This window comes from Legionella sp. PATHC039, from assembly GCF_026191275.1.
Lineage (GTDB): Bacteria > Pseudomonadota > Gammaproteobacteria > Legionellales > Legionellaceae > Legionella > Legionella pneumophila.
Window position 1 is genome coordinate 1,907,078 of sequence record NZ_JAPHOP010000001.1, and the last position, 16,134, is coordinate 1,923,211.

The window sequence follows — 16,134 nt, forward strand, 5'->3', positions numbered from 1 at the left end:
TGGTGTGGTGTATGAAAAGATTATATTTAAACTCAGAAGAGAAAAATCACCTTGAGCGAGGGCATACTCCGAAAGAAAATGGAAAAGAGCGAGTATTGGCTTTATTAGGTTGGTCATCGAGCAGCTCCACTAGGGGTCGGGTTGTCTAATGGCGCATATTTTTCTATTTCTGCTAAAGTGGCTTTATAGCCCGTAGTTAATAAATCATAATCTTTATTGTCTGCCAAAATATATTCTTTAGCATAAGCAATTGCATCTTGGGCTTGCTCATAAAGCCGGCTATAAACTTCGGGGATCACTTCTAAGTTTCTAGCGGCTAGTAGAAAAAGGGATAATGAGTGGAGCATTCTTGCATAACGGACTGGATAATTATTCCAACTATGTTTTTTAAGTGCTGCGAGATACATTGATATCGAGTTAATGTAAGTATCTGTGAATTGTTTGTCACGAAGTAAAGTTTGAGCTTCAACTAAGTTGATGGAAGCATCATAATTTCTTTGCTCCCACATCCATTCTTTGGGAACATGCATAGGAAAAATCCACCAATCATAATGGTATTTTTTAGTGAAAAATTCATTTGGCTTTTCTTGAAAGAGATGTTTATAAGTATGTTGTTGAACTTTTGCAATGATATTTAAACGTTTATGTTGATTAAAATGCACAATTATCATTTTTTCTCGTGGAGTTAATTCAGGATTCTCTAAACATCTTTCAGTATATTCTTCAATTTTTTTGGGGTCTTTAAAAAATCCTATTGCTTTGTCAACTTCAGTTTTTGAATTGGACATAAACATCTCCTCTAAACTTTGTAATTCTTTGTAACACTATTGAAAAATTTTTCACCTTATTTCTTCAGATTTTATCCAGAAGAGGTGATACCTGCTTCCGAAAAATAATGTTGTATTTTTTCAGGATAATGTTGCTTTAAGAGATGGCTCAAATTAGTTGTATCGCCCTGCTCTAAAGCATGATGCAAATTATTAAATAAAACGGGATTTTCTTTTTTAAAAACGATTTCATATTGTTCAGAGATATTCATTACGGGCACAACAATTTCTATTCGTGGAAAATGATGGTTTTTAATTTCCCTTACTGTTACACATTCAGTATTGTGCTTAATTAAAGAAGCAAGATCTATACGGGGATTATCATAAAAGGGATTTATTGCTACAAAATCATTTTCATTGGCTTCTTTGTGTTTCTGACGAGACATTTTTGTCAATTGTAAATCCTCAAGGTGGCATCTGCAGGTTGTATCCGTTTCCAGATCATAAACAGCTTTTTGAAAATGAATCGATTCTTTCTTTGTTGGCCACTCTCCAAGCAATAATTTTGTAAGGTAAAGTGAGATAAATTGCTCTGATGCAGAATACTCTCTTGTTCCAGTTGTCATATCATTTTTATTGTAGGTGCGTTCGTACAAATCTAAAAATTCAAATGGGATTAAATATCTTATTAAGCCACTGTCTATGGCTTGAGACTCCAGTTTAATCACAGGGATTAATTGTCTGAATTCTTCTTCGATGAAGTACAGCTCATATACAGTGGTATGTGACGTGTCATGATAAAGGGAAAGCGTGTGTCCACATTTGATAGCTAAAGGCTCTTGCAGATCAATGATGTCTATAAAATTATGATTACTGCTATCAAATCCAAAATAAAAGTCATCACCACAATATAAATCAGTTCTTTGAGCCATGATTGTGATTTTATCAGGCTGAGTTAATATTTTGGCCGGTGAAGAAGAGTGAAGGCCAAATCCACTTATATTGATTTTCATAGAAAACCCCTTGACTGAGGCGAAAGGCATTCCTTTGATTTCGGTATATTTTATCAGTAATCGATTGCTGTGTTAAATCTGGCTAATTGATTTTAAATGTTATTCAAATTATAGACTATTCTCGTGAAAAAATGCTTGTTTTTGATCAATCTCTTTTCCTAGCTGGATCACGCTCCGAAAAAGGTGAATTAATGATTATTGCAACGAACCAAGATCACTGAAATGGTATTCCAATTTATCTGCGCGGGTGAATTACAAAAAGATCTGGATGAATGGATGGATTACTATAATAATCAATGCACTCATCAAGGTAAAATTTGTTGTGGGTGTACTCCAATGCAAACCTTGATAGGGGCAAAGAAATCTGGATGGAAAAATTTATAAACTAAATTTGACCTGACAGACACTTCTTGAAAAAAAGTAACTGTCAGATCAAGATTGAACTACTACAACTTATGAAAAATTACCAAGCCCATGCTCGTTCAGAATAAAAGCATTTTTCAGCTTTGGAAAAAATTTGCGGCAAAGCCGTTTATTGCATGTTCACATTGAACAATAATCTCCATCTTGAGAGCTTTCTTTTGCTTTTGTTTAAGTTTGCACTTCTATCAAAAAAGAAACTCTGATTTTTTCAAGTGTTTATTTCAAATTAGTTCCATGGTAATTCAGTCAAGCAAATCTTAGTTTGATAGTTTTTTAGTCGATTCCTCTTTGAGAAGTGCCTCTACATCAAGTTTGTCAACTAATATCCCAATAGAATGAAGAGTTCTTTGTACATTTCTACATAAAAGTGAATCGCCTGTCAAAATATGTTCTCGTTCAAGTAAAGGAGTTTTGGACAGAGCTTCTTTTATAGTATTAGCTTGTTTTAGGCTAGTTCGAGAACCAAAAAAGCCAGATGCGTTGTATTCAAGCCTAGCAATTTCTTTTTTAATATCTTGCATTTCCGGTGAAGTTATTACTCCATGAACTTTTACCAGATCATGGAATCGACCCAATAGGAAAAGATAATCATTTTTATTTTCTTCTACCATTTGCTTCATAATATCACAGAAATTCTTTGTTTTCTTGTCCATTGATCCGAAGCCATTTGCCTCAATGTTTTCAATTAATCCTTCAACCTTTTCACGTATAGCATCAATCCTCGGTTGGAATGATAATGCCTTCGCGTCTTTAAAATACATCTTTGCAATTGACTCTCTACCATACTCAACTAGCAAAAGGTAATTATTGGCATCTTCCATACCACGATTCTCAACAAGAGACATCGCATTTTTCAAATGTTCTTGGCAATTGACAAGTGGCATCACAAGGCTCATTCGCTTATATATTTCAATCAGATCATCTAAGCAAAATACATCTTTTTCCTGAGAGGCTAAAAGGGCGATTGCTTTAGCTGTAAGTTCAACGCCCCAAAGATCATGAGCTTTTAGAATACTGCTTAATGAAACTGATTTATCTGAGGCCGCTAGTACATGAGCGTAACTTTCTTTATATTGTGGATGAGCATTTAATAATTTTATAAATTCATCTAATTTATTTTTATTATTTTCATTGTTTGAAGATGGATTTAATAGTAATTCCACTGTTGTTTTCTGGAGTAAAAGTATGTTATCCAACTTAAGTGAACTTTGATCTCGTAGATTAATTTCTACTATAGCGGCAATACGCTCATGGTGGCTTTTTAACACATTTTGAAGACTTGACAAATCAATAGGTTTTTTCAAATTTTCAATTTCGGATTTTAAATCAGATTTTTCAATAAATGTTTCTTTTCCCACTGATTCAACTTGAGTTGGTTGTGCCACTTTTATGTCTTCTCGGACTTCTTCAATTGATGGTTTGGGAGGAGCAAGAAAATCTCTTACCGCTTTATGATTATTTTTTTCAGCAACCAAGACTGCTTTTTCCAATAACATTGGCGAGATAACAAATGATCGGTTTCTCGCCATTTCTTGCACCAAAGAAAGATTTCCTAATGCGATCTGACGCAAAAAAAACTGTTCTTGTTTCTCTTTATTTTTTTGTGAAAAGATCTGTTGCATCAATTTGCGTTCGCGCGCTAAACCACCAAGAACATCCATTTGCTCAACAATTGAATCGATAGCAACATCAATTTTTACTTCGTCAAGTGTTTCAGAATCAATTTGCCCCTTCTCAAGCTGTGTTATGTCAGTTAAAGGCAGCGCTAATTTAAAAAGATTAACTAATAAGTCTTTTTGATAAACCTGATTTTTTTCTTCATAAACGTCATCGCCACCAGAGGTTTTCTTACGTATTCGATTTCCATCTTTGTCTCTAAGGGCATTCCCTTTGGAATCCAGTTCATAAGCAATAGTTTTCGTTTTGTCGTATGGGAACTCTCCTTTACGCAAAAGATCATAAGCAGTCTTAAGATCTTCCTTAATCATTGCCTCTGTATAATGATAAGGTGGCTTATCCTGACTTAGAACCAAAAGAGGCACATCATATTGATATTTCTTTTTAATTTCGAGAGCATGAAATGCTAAATTAAGGCGATCAAAAAGTTGATCACGAGTTGCATAGAAAGCTTGTGTAGCCCCTTTTGTATTCCCCGCTAGAATTTCATTATGCCCTCCAAGCTCAACGCGTTCCTTTTGCAGTTGAATTAATTGACTAAGATTAATCGCATATTTTGAACTTTTTCTAGCAGCCTCAATATTAATACGTTCAATCATCGCTGAATAAAGTTCTTTAATTTCTTTTTGTGCGACTTTATTCTTAGTAAAACGATTAAGATATATTTTCCGCTCTTGCTGAAGCAAGTTTTTAAAATCTTGCAAGGCTTCATCATTTGGTCGATAAGCTTTGGCCTTAAGTACATCAAAGATCTTTTTCTTTCGCTTTTGCAAATGTTCTATGAGCTCTTCTTTAGTGCTACTTTCTTTTAAAAGTTTACTCTTGTCCAAAGCAATAAAATTAGTTTTTGGGTAACGCTTAGGCTGCCCGGATTTTTCCATCTGAGCATTCAAATAATTACAAAAGTCCAAGTTAGTTTTAGAATGATCCTTTATCCAAAATTTGTTCACCGTATCCATGTTCTCAGACCAGATATAGCGCTCATCTCTCAGATCAACCTGGCGAACGTCTGAAAGAACACCAATAGGGAAATAATTCCATTTTTTATCTGGATAACCAGAAAATGGTATCACTTTACCATGAGGAGGTAGTAAAGTATGAGCCAGTTTCTTAGTAAAAATCGTATTTTGAGGAGCGCCTGGCTTGCCTACTACCCAACCATCTGCAACCTTGTCTTCAAACTTAACCGGCTCAGTTACTGGCTCTTGAAAACGAACCTCAGGAAGTGTAGTGGTAACTACTTTTCGATCATAAACTCTGTTTGTTCTTGGATCGGTGTATTTTCCGTGAATGACCGGGAAATGTATGTTCTCTCGAATAGTAGGAGTATAACGCTCATGAACTGGATCTTCAAAAGCTCTTAAAAGATAATCATAATCAGGAAAAGTCTCGCCGCTTAATGCCGTAGTAGAAACAAGACGAACTAAAGCCCGGCTATTTTGTATCATATCCAAAGCAATAATATTACCTTCGGGATCAACCAAAGAATCTTCTCTATTAATCACTTTGGGAACAGAAACTTGCTTAAATTCAACCAACTTATCATCACGTAATTGCTTGTAATGTTCCCTGTTCACCTCAAGAGAAAATTGTTTAGGTGAGTGTTGAGTAATATCTAACTTAGCTCCAAAAAGAGTATCATACATTTCTTTAAAGGATTGAGCTTGTTCCTGACTCTCGAAAGAAACAGTAACTTTATTGCCCAATCTATTATGTTTTACAGCAGAAATAACAGGTAAATTAACCTTGGTTACTCCTTTTACTGGGGTAATAGATTGCAATCCATTGACTAAGCTGACCGCATTTTTATGATGATCAATTTTATGAGGATTACCTTCTTGGGTGTTTTGAAAGTCAAACATTCGTTTATCAGTCGTTAATTTAGGAGCTGCTGTGATATGTTTTACTATTTCCTGAAGAATTAAATGCTTACGGTAAGCTTCAATCGTTGGATTGCTTTTATTACTAAGTGCCAAACTGCCTTCTAAATTTTTATAATAATTATCTGCTTCACGAGCTTTTGTAATCTCTTCAATCAATTCTGCACGTGTTTCTTTCTTGATAGGAGTTTGGAACCGTTTGTTAATATCCTGAATAGCTAACAAAATACTGTCTTTTTGACTGTCAAAAGTCTCCTGAGAAATCAAGCCAAACATTGACCTCTGCCCTGTTAGCTGCAGGGTATCAAAACTACAACGTAAGAATTTAAACACGGATTCCAATTTTTCTAAATTGGCACTTTTTAACGACTCAGAAAGACCAGATAAATTGACATAATCTTCTATGATACCAATCGCCTTTGCCCCCCCTTTTTTTGAAGGATACAGCGGATAACAACGAGTTAGATCGATACCATGTGCGTCGTTCATCATATCTAACTTGGCATCAGCAAGTTCTTGAATAGGGCCTTTGGGAAAAAATTTATCAAGACTATATTTAGGAGTTTTATTCTTGCGAGATTGGGGTTTGATTGTCAAATTTAGCGCTTCCTCACGTGAAATATCGTTCCCTAATTGCTTTTCTTTTTCAATAATGTAATCGATAAATACTTGTGGTGGATCATCTTCTCTTCTATCTATTCGATCTTGAATATTGGAATAACCCATAAGTTCTACAATAATAGCATCCCGATACATGGCATCCAGATTGTCTTTATACAGATCTGTTAAATGGGCACGGCAGTACTTAAGATACTCTCTTCCTGAGGTTGTTCTAAAACTCTCATAGGTTTCACAACCTTTGACATTGTCACCGGTGTCATTAAAACCAGTTTCATCGCGACGGCCTACGACACTGAAAAGCATCATCATCTGCGACTTTTCAAGTTCTGTATTATCGTCGAGTGCTTTTGAATGTTTATTAAACTCCTGTTTAAAAGCATGAATACCAGTCACAAGATAAGAAACTCTAACTGAGTGGGTTAAACCATGATTTGGGCGATGAACAATTTGAGTTATCTTTGAATCATATTTTTTTTCTAAACGTTCTTCATTTAAAGAAGAAGTACCGCGCTCAACTATGTCTTCATATAATTTTTTTGCTTTTATTTTATTATTATCAAACTCTTCTAATTTTTTTTCTTCTGCTTCCAGTTGTCCCTTTTTCTCTTTATTCTCGGTGACTATGTTTTTCAATTCCTCTTTCAGTTCCTCAATTTTTTTTACCAGAGCAGCTCGTTCTTTTTCATGTTCTGAGCGCTGAGAATGGAATTGAAACACGATTGCCAAATCTTTTTTATCAACCACTTTTCCATCTAAGGTAATATCAACAAATTCGGTTGCGTCTTTACCTGATAGATGTACTATCTTCCCGTTTGCAAGATGCACCATTGACAATTGATTAAACCATCTATCTACCATAGGGGATATGGAATAAGGCTTTGAAAAATGATTCTCACTAACATATTCAATAGCTTTGAGAAACCGATTTTGATTGATTAATGTCCTCATTAGATAATCTCACTAAATTATAATGTACTTTTAATGCAGTATTTGTATATTTTATAATCATATAATTATCTAGTCTAGTTTATTTTTTGTTTTTTGTGACTTTAATTTATAAAATTTGATTTATTTTGGTAAATTGAGTTATTATTTGATCTATTGTTTGGATAAATGTCATTGATGTATGTTTTTTTGACAAAGGAAATGTTCAAGCCTATGATTGAGATCGAAGAGGAATCAAATTGGAGAGAGTAATGCCTAGAATAGAAAGAAATAGAAAAATTGATAATTTCGTTAAAATTGCGTTTCAACGTATCCGAGATACAATGAGGTTACTAACATCTACATTAGCAGATACGGATAGTGAAGAAGAGAAATACCAATTAGATTCGCAATTTAAGGCTCTTTCTGCATATGAAGACAGAGTAGTTTCTGAATTCCGAACCCTGCAAATTGAAAAATCCCCCCCACCTGACTCAGTACTCAGAATTTATCAATCTGCTCTTGAGGAGACTAAGAAAGCGATTAATCATTTAAAAGGTGATAGCAAAGCCTGCGAGCTAATATTAACTAACTTTGAAGAAGTAACCAATTTTTGCACCAATGTGCTCACTAAAGAGAATGGTATGAAGTTTTTCGATACGAAAGGACTTAATGTCGACGAAGTCAAAAGGGTAAATGGTGAAATACAAGAATCATGGGAAACATTCACCAAAGAAAGTAACATTATTAACTCCTCACAACAAATTTTCAATAAAACTATGTAGAGTTTAATATTGTCCAAGCCGAAAAGAAAACACCAGTAATATGGCACTGTTAATAAAGTAGAGAATGGAGAAGAAGTTACGAATTATTTCCCGCCATTAATAACAATTAAAGATTGCATTCGTCTTTATTAGTACATGTCCTGGCAGTTGCTTTATGGTCACATTCAGAACCTTCGTGTAAATGGCGAAGTGGTTTCGCTTTAAAATAATGTTCAGTAACGTTCAGGGTCAGATCTTGCTTTTTTATTTTAAGAATCAAAAAGCAAGATCTGACCCTAGTCCCACTAGTCCCAATCCGCCCCCCAATTATTCAACCTCTTTCATTATTGATTCCTTGATTTACATAGTCGCTTTAGGATCTCAATCGATGTTCCCGATCAGTAACATTTTCATTTAATATGTGAAAAATATCAATTTATTACCGATCGGTAACATTTTATGGAATTTTCTTCAAATAGGGTATAAAATTACCGTACGGGAACATTAGAAGAAAAATGATGATTCAATCCCCAGAAAATATAGGACGTTATATTCGCAAAGTTCGTAAAGAACTTAATGTTACCCAAAAAGATTTGGCTTTAACTGCTGGAACTGGATTGCGTTTTATTATTGATTTGGAAAATGGAAAACCCACTTGCCAAATTGGAAAAACACTGCAAGTACTACAAGTACTTGGGATTCAACTCAACTTATCTCATGCTGATTTCGAAAATGAAAAATCATAAACTGGATGTCTATCTTAACCAAATGCTAGCAGGCCAATTAAGTATTGATACGTATGGCGATATGTCTTTTGTGTATGATGACGGCTACCTGGAAAACAAGAAAAATCTCCCGTTGTCACACTCCCTTCCTCTTCAACAAGACCCTTACTCAACGAAGCAATGCCGTCCGTTTTTTAGCGGACTATTGCCTGAAGCCCATATGCGTACTGCTATTGCTCGTCAATTGGGTATCAGTGAAAAAAATGATTTTGCCTTATTAGCAGCTATTGGTGGTGAGTGTGCCGGAGCTGTCATGGTATTACCTCAAAATACATCCATAACTCAGCTAAAGCCAGACTATAAAATTATCAAAAAACAGGACGTATTAGAAATCCTGCAAACCATGCATCAAAGACCTATGATAGTCGGTGAGGATGGAGTTCGTTTATCCCTTGCTGGAGCTCAGGATAAAATCCCAGTTGCCATTATTGAAGGAAATCTCGCAATACCAATGAACGGTGCACCGAGTACTCATATTTTAAAACCAATTAATCGAGACTTTCCCTCCTTAATTGAAAATGAATGTTTCTGCCTTAATCTGGCACAAAAAATTGGATTAAATGCCGTGGACGCATCAATCCATTATACTGATGGTACCCCTTATCTGTTGGTTAAACGTTATGATCGGGTTGAGACAGAGCAAGGAATCCAACGTCTTCACCAAGAAGATTTTTGTCAAGCAATGGGCATTAGCCCCGAAATGAAATATCAGCAAGAAGGCGACCCCCAAATTAGTGAGTGCTTTGGTTTGATAAGAGAGATATCAAGTCTCCCTGTCTTTGACATAAAAGAATTATTACAAGGGATTCTGTTTAATGTTATTATTGGCAACAATGATGCACATAGCAAAAACTTCTCTTTGCTCTATCATGGTTCAAAAACTCGTTTAGCACCTTTCTACGATATGATTTCAACCGTATATTATCCTAATCTTACCGGTAAAATGGCGATGAAAGTTGGAAGTAAATATGGTTTTGACAGCCTATTTCCACGCCACTTTATACAAATGGCAGAGGAAGCTCGTTTATCGGGTACCCTAGTGTGTAAAGAAGTCTTGAGTCTAATTAGCAAAATTCAAAAGAACATAACGTCTAGCCCCTTTACCAGCATCATTTTGCAACGTGCTGACAAATTATTTCAAAGGTTTCAGAAGACTTCAGCAGGATAATATTTGTAATAATAGTTAGCTACGTCAAATATAATCAACTAAACTCCGCTGTTTCCATCGTATGATCAAGTATAAAATTAACAACCTGCTGCATCGGCTTACGCAACCGTTCAATATCTTTCATGATATATCCTGCTGTAGCATAATTGTTCATTTTATGATTAAGAAGTCGCTTTAACGCATAAGCAGGTAAATCAAGGCTATCTGCGATAGCCGCAAAAGTTCTACGAATATCAGGCAAAGTAAATAGTACACCAGACAACTCAACCACCCTATTCACCGCCTTTTTTAGATTCATAGATATAGCCGGTTTTACTTTCAGCCGGGAATACAAATTCACTGGTTTTATTTCGGCTTCTACGTTCCATTAAAACATAGACAAAATCAGACATAGGCAATGTGTATTTATTGATTTTTGGTGTCTTGCAAAGTGATGGTTTTGGATCTGAGATCAATATCCTCCCAGCGTAAAAAGGCAGCTTCCATTAAAAAATAATCATGCCACAGTAAAGCATTGCGATAATTGTCATTCTCTGCCGATACTATGTGGACTTGCCTGCCCTTTCAAATCACACTTAATGTCTTTGGAACAATAGATTCTGCTCTGTCAAAAGAATTTCTGACAATCGCTGCACTGATTTGGCAAAACAAATACGAATATATTTTGACCAATAGCCGATATAAAAAAAATACGTCCTGGAATCGTGGCTATTTTTGCCTTTTGAAGGAACTGCATTGATGCAGTTTCATCGTCATTAAAGCCGGTAGAAATATCAATTAAAGCATAGTAGGTTCCTTGAGGCAGAATTGGTTTAAAGCCAAATTCAATGAAGGTATTAATCACAATATCACGTTGTTTCTGATAAAATTGAATCAGATTTTTATAGTAGGATTCCTGTAAAAATACGGCATTCATTGCTGCATATTGTAATGGGGTAACGGGACATACGTACAATAAGTCTTGAATTTTAGCCATTTGGCGTATGATGTGAGATGGCCCCGCAGCATATCCTAATCGCCACCCCGTTGCATTATAGGTTTTTGAAAATCCTGAAATTGTAATAGTCCTTGATTTATTAGTCCCTAAGCGAGCAAAAGAAACATGCCGATGAGAATCATAGGTAATATATTCATATATTTCATCAGAAATCACATTAAGATTATACTTCTCAACAATTATACTAATGACATTCAATTCATTTTCCTGAAACACTTTACCTAAAGGATTTGCCGGGTTACAAAGAAGTAATCCTCGTGTCTTACTGCTGATGGATTGTTCCAGTTGCTCCAGATCAAAGGATAAATTACTAAGACGAATTGGAACTAACTTGACATTGACTCCAAAAAACTCCAAAAGACCTCGATGTGCTGGATAAAATGGCTCAAAAAGAAGCACCTCATCTCCCGGATTGAATAAAGCTTTTATAGCACAAGCTAATGCCCCAGTTGCTCCATGTGTAATGATCACCTCCGTTTCCGGATCAACTATTATTTGGTTGAAATGATAGAACTTATTGGCAATCATCTTTCTTAAATCGCCTATTCCTTTAGGAGATGAATAATGGTGCGACATCTCATCAAGCAGTGTGTTATCTACTCCTACTAACATTTCTTCCGGAACGGATAAGGACGAAATACCTTGTCCTAAATCTACTCCATTTATCCTCTGACAATATTCAGTAATCGCGTCTATATCCCACTCGCTATCCATATTACTCAGCAACATACGTTTTCCTTTTTTACAAACCTATTCATTAGCAAAAATAATTTGTACAGTAAAGCCTTATTAGAAAATTGATACCAACCAACAAAATGTTCCTTTATAAAACTCAGGGAAATAGTGTTTGTCACCGAAGAGAACAAACCGATTATTTGCATGTCGATGAATCGAATAGAAAAACGCAATAGATGAATTAGTTGATCACAAAGAAACAGAGCATGCTCATTTAAAGCATATAACTTATTTTTTAGAACATTCAATTGCAGCATGGGAATATGATTCGCCTGGCTCAATAAAAACTGCATACAAGCCTCTTTATCTAAAGACCAAATCGCATGCATTTTTCTTTGAGCTTCGCGAGATATTTTGCATAATACTTTCATGAAACTTCTGATAAACGATGCATCCAAATCAAATTGCGATGCCATCTCCATTAAATGGCGGCATTGTTCCTTTTCAACAGATGGTGCATAAATTGTTTTTTTAAGAATAAACTTCAACGATGCAATAATATGCACATAATCCATTCTCATGTGCATCAATCGAATTAACTCATCATAGGCTGCTCGCATCTCTCCCCCTTAACTCCTAGTTTTGAATCAACCATTTTTGAAAAAAGACTGAGTTCATATTGACGTATTTTTTGATGTTGCCGCATCAGCTTCTCCCGATTCATTCCAAGTGAGTTAACAAAACCAGGACAATTAATCAGTGTACTTGTTTGTTCAAGAACGCCCTGTGTTTTCATAAACACACTGTGAAAATAGGGTAAGCTCTTCACTGACACTAAATCTGGTTGATTACAAATTACTCCTTTGATTGGAGAAATCATAAAGGTACATAGAAGACGTTTACATAAAGGCAACTTATTTCCAGGCCTTAATACTTTATGAAAATGATCTGGGTTAAGATAAGATTCAACAATCATAGAAATGTGGTTATATCCTAATGCTTCCGTATAAGCGGAAAGATCTATTCCTCCAATCGGCCTTGCAGCAGTTTCAATAAGCACAGGAGTCTTATCATTGACTAACATCACCTCACTGTGACCTGCACCAAATTTTATACCCAAGGCATCAAGCGATTTTTTAACGTAATCAGCTAGAACTTTGTAAAGTTCCTGATGTTCTGAAGTAGATAACAACTCTGCGTAATCATAGACAGGAGAAGCGTTGATGGTTATTTTATTGACTCGAATCATATCCGTGATGTAATGCTTCCCATCGTGACTCACCGTATTAACTACATATTCTGTGCCATGAAGGTATGGTTGAACGAGCAGCTCGTCATTGTTCTCCCCAAGGGCATTGACTGTGCCAATCAGTTGATTAAAAGCAAGCTGAACATCTTCTTGATTTTGACAAATGCTTACACCATCAGTTCCTGCACTGGATAAGGGTTTTAGCACAATAGGGTAATCAAGACATTGAGCCTTCAGCCAACTAAAAATTGCATCAATCTCATTCGTTTTAAAAACTGGAATTGATTTGATTCCCGCACACTCAAGTGCTTTTTGCATCTCATATTTATTTCTCCTTGCTATGCTCAGGGTTGGATCATTGGTTGTTGGAAGCGATAATTTTTGACTAAGGCTATCAGCAAGTAAAACAGCTATTTCCGAACCAGGAATCACTGCTTTTACATCAAACTCACAGAGCTCCCGAAGGATTTTTTTATCATCACCGTCCCAAACCAGATTTTTAATAAAATCCTGCGGCCTATACGAGTCTAAAAAATAAGGGCTAATTGTTGTTCCAGGTTGAATATGAATACATTGATACCCTCGAGAAATAAAAGCCGGCGCCAAATACTGACCTGTAGAATAAGCGCCAACAATGATAATTAATTTATTGTTTAAATGCATCACATCATCCTTTTTTATTGATTGTTATAAAGAAGGGAGTTGAGACTTTCACTAATCTAGTACTAAGTCCTACTCCTAATAAACTCAAAATAACGCCTATCATTTGTAATAAGCTAATTGATTGCTGCAAAACAACAGCTGCTAGCAGCAAAGCAAAGGGAGGCATTAACAGAGTAATCACTCCTGTTTGTGAGGAGCCAAGATACTTCACACCATGAGACCACCATAAAAAAGAAAGCACCCCACCCAATATGATGAGATAGCCCATATATAAACCAAAATCTATGCTGAGGTACTCCAGAATAAGGTGGTGATCACCAAAAAAACTGACTGGAAAAAACAAGAGGCTTCCGATAATGGTTGCATAAGCTGTGGTATGCAATGAAGGGAGGTGATTTAGCACTGATTTGCTTAACGTGGAATACAATGAAAAAGAAAAAGCAGCCAAAAGAAGGAGTAAATTACCTAGTATATTGTGCAAACCAGGATGTAAACTCCAATCACCCGTTAATGTGACTATTGCACCTGAGAAACCAGCAAGCAAGCCTAGATGTTGTGACCGACTGAATTGGTCTATTTCTTTAATATGAGTGATAAGCACCGTAGTTAAAGGTTGCACTGTTGGGATTAAAAGTGATGCACTAATCGCTGAAGATAACAATAAGCCCCAGTAAGCTAAGATATTATAAAGCACTACACCAAAGAGCCCCATGCCAAACAGAGGCCATATAGTGGGACGAGGCAACACCAGCCACCTATATTTTTTGGAGCAACAAAGAATCAGGATAAACCCTAAGGAAACGCCCAGATTGCGAATAAGCAGAGTCGTCATGACCGGCTGCTTTGTTAATGCAAGCTGTCCTATTATAAACGCACCACCCCAAATAAGTTGCACTATTATCAACTGCAAATAAACACTAGCCTCTGATTTTTTTTCCATTTTAAAATCCTTAACCCGCTAAATAACCACCATCAACCGGCAAGATGGCCCCAGTAATAAAAGAGGCCTCATCAGATGCCAAAAATAAAACAGTCCGAGCAATCTCACTAGGGAGCCCTAAACGTCCCAATGGATGAATTTTTCCCTTTAGCTTTTTTAGTTCTGTGACATTAGAAATAGCACCAATAGCTCTATCCGTCATCGGTGTATCGATTATTCCAGGCGCTACTGCATTGACACGAATCGTGTAGGGGGCGTATTCGACTGCCATTGCCTGAGTCAATAATTTAACTGCCGCCTTACTTGCGCTATAAAGTGCATCATCGTTCCACGCTAAAAAAGAAGCAACCGAAGCCATATTAATGATGACTCCAGAAGAGCGTTCCCGCATATGTTTCAACACATACTTCGAACATAAAAAAACACTTTTTAAATTAACATCCATAAGTTGCTGATATTCCTCTTCTGTGAAATCAACAACAGCTCCAGAAATCTCTATTCCGGCATTATTAAACAGAATATCTATTCTTCCATATCGCTCAATCACCGTATTCACCAGCCTTTGCACTTCATTGGTGTTGGCTACATTAATGTGATAATAAATACATTCCTGGTTCCTCTTTTTAAAAGCGGCTTTAACCTCTGCTTCTTTTTCAGCATTAATATCCGCAATGATGGTTATTGCTCCTTCTGCTGCAAATTGATGTGCTGTTTCAAATCCAATTCCTGATGCGCCTCCAGTAACAACAACTACTTTATTATCAAATCGATTGTTCATGATTTCTTTCCTGTTATACCCCTTGAGATAAGCCACCATCAATACAAATGGTTGTTCCTGTAATGTAATCTGCCAGACTCGAGGCTAAAAAAGTAATTAAAGCTGCGACTTCCTGAGCCTTGCCAAGCCGTTTCAACGGAATCTCTTCGCAAATATTCTTTTCGATTAATTCATCAGGATGCCTGGAAGCCTTGGATAATGTATGAATCAATGATTGATATCTTGGCGTTAAGATAAAACCTGGATTAATTCCTGTAATGCAGACATTGTACTGCGCGGCTGTCTTTGAAAAAGTTTTAATAAAGTTCATTAATCCTGCATTAATAACACCAGACATCATTAAATTAGAAGAAGGCTCTTTACCAGTTAAACCAACAACATTAATGATTTTTCCTGAATATTGTGTTTTCATGAACTCAAATACATATTGTATTAACCGGATATAACCTAACAATTTTTTTTCACAAGCCTCCAACCAACTTTGATTGCAAAAGACTTCTGTGTCAGGAGTAAAAGAAGCCCCCTCGGTACTGTTCACTAAAATATCTATTGTTCCAAAACAACGAACTGCTTGAGTAACCAATAACTGAGCTGCTTCCACTTCATAAATATCCGTTTCAAAAATTTCAATCATGCAATAAGGAGATTTAGCCAAAATAGAGGCTTTTGCACTTTCTAATCTTGTTTGTGTTCTCCCACATAAAAGTAAACAACAGCCCTCTTGAGCTAATTGTTGAGCAGTTGCCAGTCCAATACCTGAACTACCGCCTGCAATAAGCGCTACCTTTCCAGTAAGATGTAAATCCATGA

14 protein-coding genes and 1 pseudogene are annotated in these 16,134 nt (G+C 36.1%); 4 read left to right on the forward strand and 11 right to left on the reverse strand.

Annotated features, from left to right (window positions below; translation table 11 throughout):
• Nucleotides 1–113: 113 nt before the first annotated feature.
• Together OQI99_RS08530 and OQI99_RS08535 are read right to left on the reverse strand one after the other, a co-directional pair.
• Nucleotides 114–788, reverse strand: a complete 675-nt coding sequence (locus OQI99_RS08530) for a hypothetical protein (protein ID WP_265731713.1) — start codon at nt 786–788, stop codon at nt 114–116.
• 71 nt (nt 789–859) lie between these two features.
• Nucleotides 860–1,780, reverse strand: coding sequence for a hypothetical protein (locus OQI99_RS08535; protein WP_265731714.1), 921 nt, complete (start codon nt 1,778–1,780; stop codon nt 860–862).
• 249 nt (nt 1,781–2,029) lie between these two features.
• On the opposite strand from OQI99_RS08535, the pseudogene OQI99_RS08540 reads away from it, so the two are divergent.
• Nucleotides 2,030–2,169: pseudogene (locus OQI99_RS08540) on the forward strand (IS481 family transposase); the annotation flags it as partial.
• A gap of 291 nt (nt 2,170–2,460) precedes the next feature.
• Here OQI99_RS08540 and OQI99_RS08545 read toward each other — a convergent pair.
• Nucleotides 2,461–7,329, reverse strand: coding sequence for a SidE phosphodiesterase domain-containing protein (locus OQI99_RS08545; RefSeq protein ID WP_265731715.1), 4,869 nt, complete (start codon nt 7,327–7,329; stop codon nt 2,461–2,463).
• Between the two features lie 248 nt (nt 7,330–7,577).
• On the opposite strand from OQI99_RS08545, the gene OQI99_RS08550 reads away from it, so the two are divergent.
• The 3 genes from OQI99_RS08550 (at nt 7,578) to OQI99_RS08560 (ending at nt 10,022) form a co-directional block, all read left to right on the forward strand.
• Nucleotides 7,578–8,090: a hypothetical protein gene (locus tag OQI99_RS08550; protein WP_061514134.1), complete on the forward strand. Its 513-nt coding sequence runs from the start codon at nt 7,578–7,580 to the stop codon at nt 8,088–8,090.
• Between the two features lie 494 nt (nt 8,091–8,584).
• Nucleotides 8,585–8,815 (forward strand): helix-turn-helix transcriptional regulator, encoded by a 231-nt coding sequence (locus OQI99_RS08555; RefSeq protein ID WP_230305609.1) that lies wholly within the window; start codon nt 8,585–8,587, stop codon nt 8,813–8,815.
• The gene (locus tag OQI99_RS08560) at nt 8,802–10,022 is read left to right on the forward strand and encodes a type II toxin-antitoxin system HipA family toxin (RefSeq protein WP_265731716.1); all 1,221 of its coding nucleotides are present in this window, start codon (nt 8,802–8,804) and stop codon (nt 10,020–10,022) included. Before OQI99_RS08555 ends, OQI99_RS08560 begins: the two co-directional genes overlap by 14 nt.
• A gap of 34 nt (nt 10,023–10,056) precedes the next feature.
• On the opposite strand, the gene OQI99_RS16190 is transcribed toward OQI99_RS08560, so the two are convergent.
• The 8 genes from OQI99_RS16190 to OQI99_RS08595 form a co-directional block, all read right to left on the reverse strand.
• Entirely contained in the window at nt 10,057–10,320 is a 264-nt protein-coding gene (locus tag OQI99_RS16190; RefSeq protein WP_322783696.1) for a hypothetical protein, read from the reverse strand.
• Nucleotides 10,295–10,477 (reverse strand): hypothetical protein, encoded by a 183-nt coding sequence (locus OQI99_RS16195; protein WP_322783697.1) that lies wholly within the window; start codon nt 10,475–10,477, stop codon nt 10,295–10,297. The genes OQI99_RS16190 and OQI99_RS16195 overlap by 26 nt, the downstream gene beginning before the upstream one ends.
• A gap of 152 nt (nt 10,478–10,629) precedes the next feature.
• Nucleotides 10,630–11,748: a pyridoxal phosphate-dependent aminotransferase gene (locus tag OQI99_RS08570; protein ID WP_265731717.1), complete on the reverse strand. Its 1,119-nt coding sequence runs from the start codon at nt 11,746–11,748 to the stop codon at nt 10,630–10,632.
• Nucleotides 11,739–12,314: a chorismate mutase gene (locus OQI99_RS08575; protein WP_265731718.1), complete on the reverse strand. Its 576-nt coding sequence runs from the start codon at nt 12,312–12,314 to the stop codon at nt 11,739–11,741. Before OQI99_RS08575 ends, OQI99_RS08570 begins: the two co-directional genes overlap by 10 nt.
• Nucleotides 12,290–13,606, reverse strand: coding sequence for an ATP-grasp domain-containing protein (locus OQI99_RS08580; RefSeq protein WP_265731719.1), 1,317 nt, complete (start codon nt 13,604–13,606; stop codon nt 12,290–12,292). Before OQI99_RS08580 ends, OQI99_RS08575 begins: the two co-directional genes overlap by 25 nt.
• Before the next feature lie 4 nt (nt 13,607–13,610).
• The gene (locus tag OQI99_RS08585) at nt 13,611–14,546 is read right to left on the reverse strand and encodes a DMT family transporter (RefSeq protein ID WP_265731720.1); all 936 of its coding nucleotides are present in this window, start codon (nt 14,544–14,546) and stop codon (nt 13,611–13,613) included.
• A 10-nt stretch (nt 14,547–14,556) separates the two neighbouring features.
• On the reverse strand, nt 14,557–15,324 hold the full coding sequence (locus OQI99_RS08590; protein WP_265731721.1) for an SDR family NAD(P)-dependent oxidoreductase: 768 nt from the start codon (nt 15,322–15,324) through the stop codon (nt 14,557–14,559).
• A gap of 13 nt (nt 15,325–15,337) precedes the next feature.
• Nucleotides 15,338–16,132, reverse strand: a complete 795-nt coding sequence (locus tag OQI99_RS08595; RefSeq protein ID WP_265731722.1) for an SDR family oxidoreductase — start codon at nt 16,130–16,132, stop codon at nt 15,338–15,340.
• Nucleotides 16,133–16,134 lie beyond the last annotated feature (2 nt).

Coding starts and splice junctions, on each gene's coding strand:
- OQI99_RS08555 (WP_230305609.1), top strand. CDS start 8,585: ATGATGATTCAATCCCCAGAAAATATAGGACGTTATATTCGCAAAGTT.
- OQI99_RS08570 (WP_265731717.1), bottom strand. CDS start 11,748: ATGTTGCTGAGTAATATGGATAGCGAGTGGGATATAGACGCGATTACT.
- OQI99_RS16190 (WP_322783696.1), bottom strand. CDS start 10,320: ATGAATCTAAAAAAGGCGGTGAATAGGGTGGTTGAGTTGTCTGGTGTA.
- OQI99_RS08575 (WP_265731718.1), bottom strand. CDS start 12,314: ATGCGAGCAGCCTATGATGAGTTAATTCGATTGATGCACATGAGAATG.
- OQI99_RS08545 (WP_265731715.1), bottom strand. CDS start 7,329: ATGAGGACATTAATCAATCAAAATCGGTTTCTCAAAGCTATTGAATAT.
- OQI99_RS08530 (WP_265731713.1), bottom strand. CDS start 788: ATGTCCAATTCAAAAACTGAAGTTGACAAAGCAATAGGATTTTTTAAA.
- OQI99_RS08550 (WP_061514134.1), top strand. CDS start 7,578: ATGCCTAGAATAGAAAGAAATAGAAAAATTGATAATTTCGTTAAAATT.
- OQI99_RS08585 (WP_265731720.1), bottom strand. CDS start 14,546: ATGGAAAAAAAATCAGAGGCTAGTGTTTATTTGCAGTTGATAATAGTG.
- OQI99_RS08580 (WP_265731719.1), bottom strand. CDS start 13,606: ATGCATTTAAACAATAAATTAATTATCATTGTTGGCGCTTATTCTACA.
- OQI99_RS08560 (WP_265731716.1), top strand. CDS start 8,802: ATGAAAAATCATAAACTGGATGTCTATCTTAACCAAATGCTAGCAGGC.
- OQI99_RS08595 (WP_265731722.1), bottom strand. CDS start 16,132: ATGGATTTACATCTTACTGGAAAGGTAGCGCTTATTGCAGGCGGTAGT.
- OQI99_RS08535 (WP_265731714.1), bottom strand. CDS start 1,780: ATGAAAATCAATATAAGTGGATTTGGCCTTCACTCTTCTTCACCGGCC.
- OQI99_RS08590 (WP_265731721.1), bottom strand. CDS start 15,324: ATGAACAATCGATTTGATAATAAAGTAGTTGTTGTTACTGGAGGCGCA.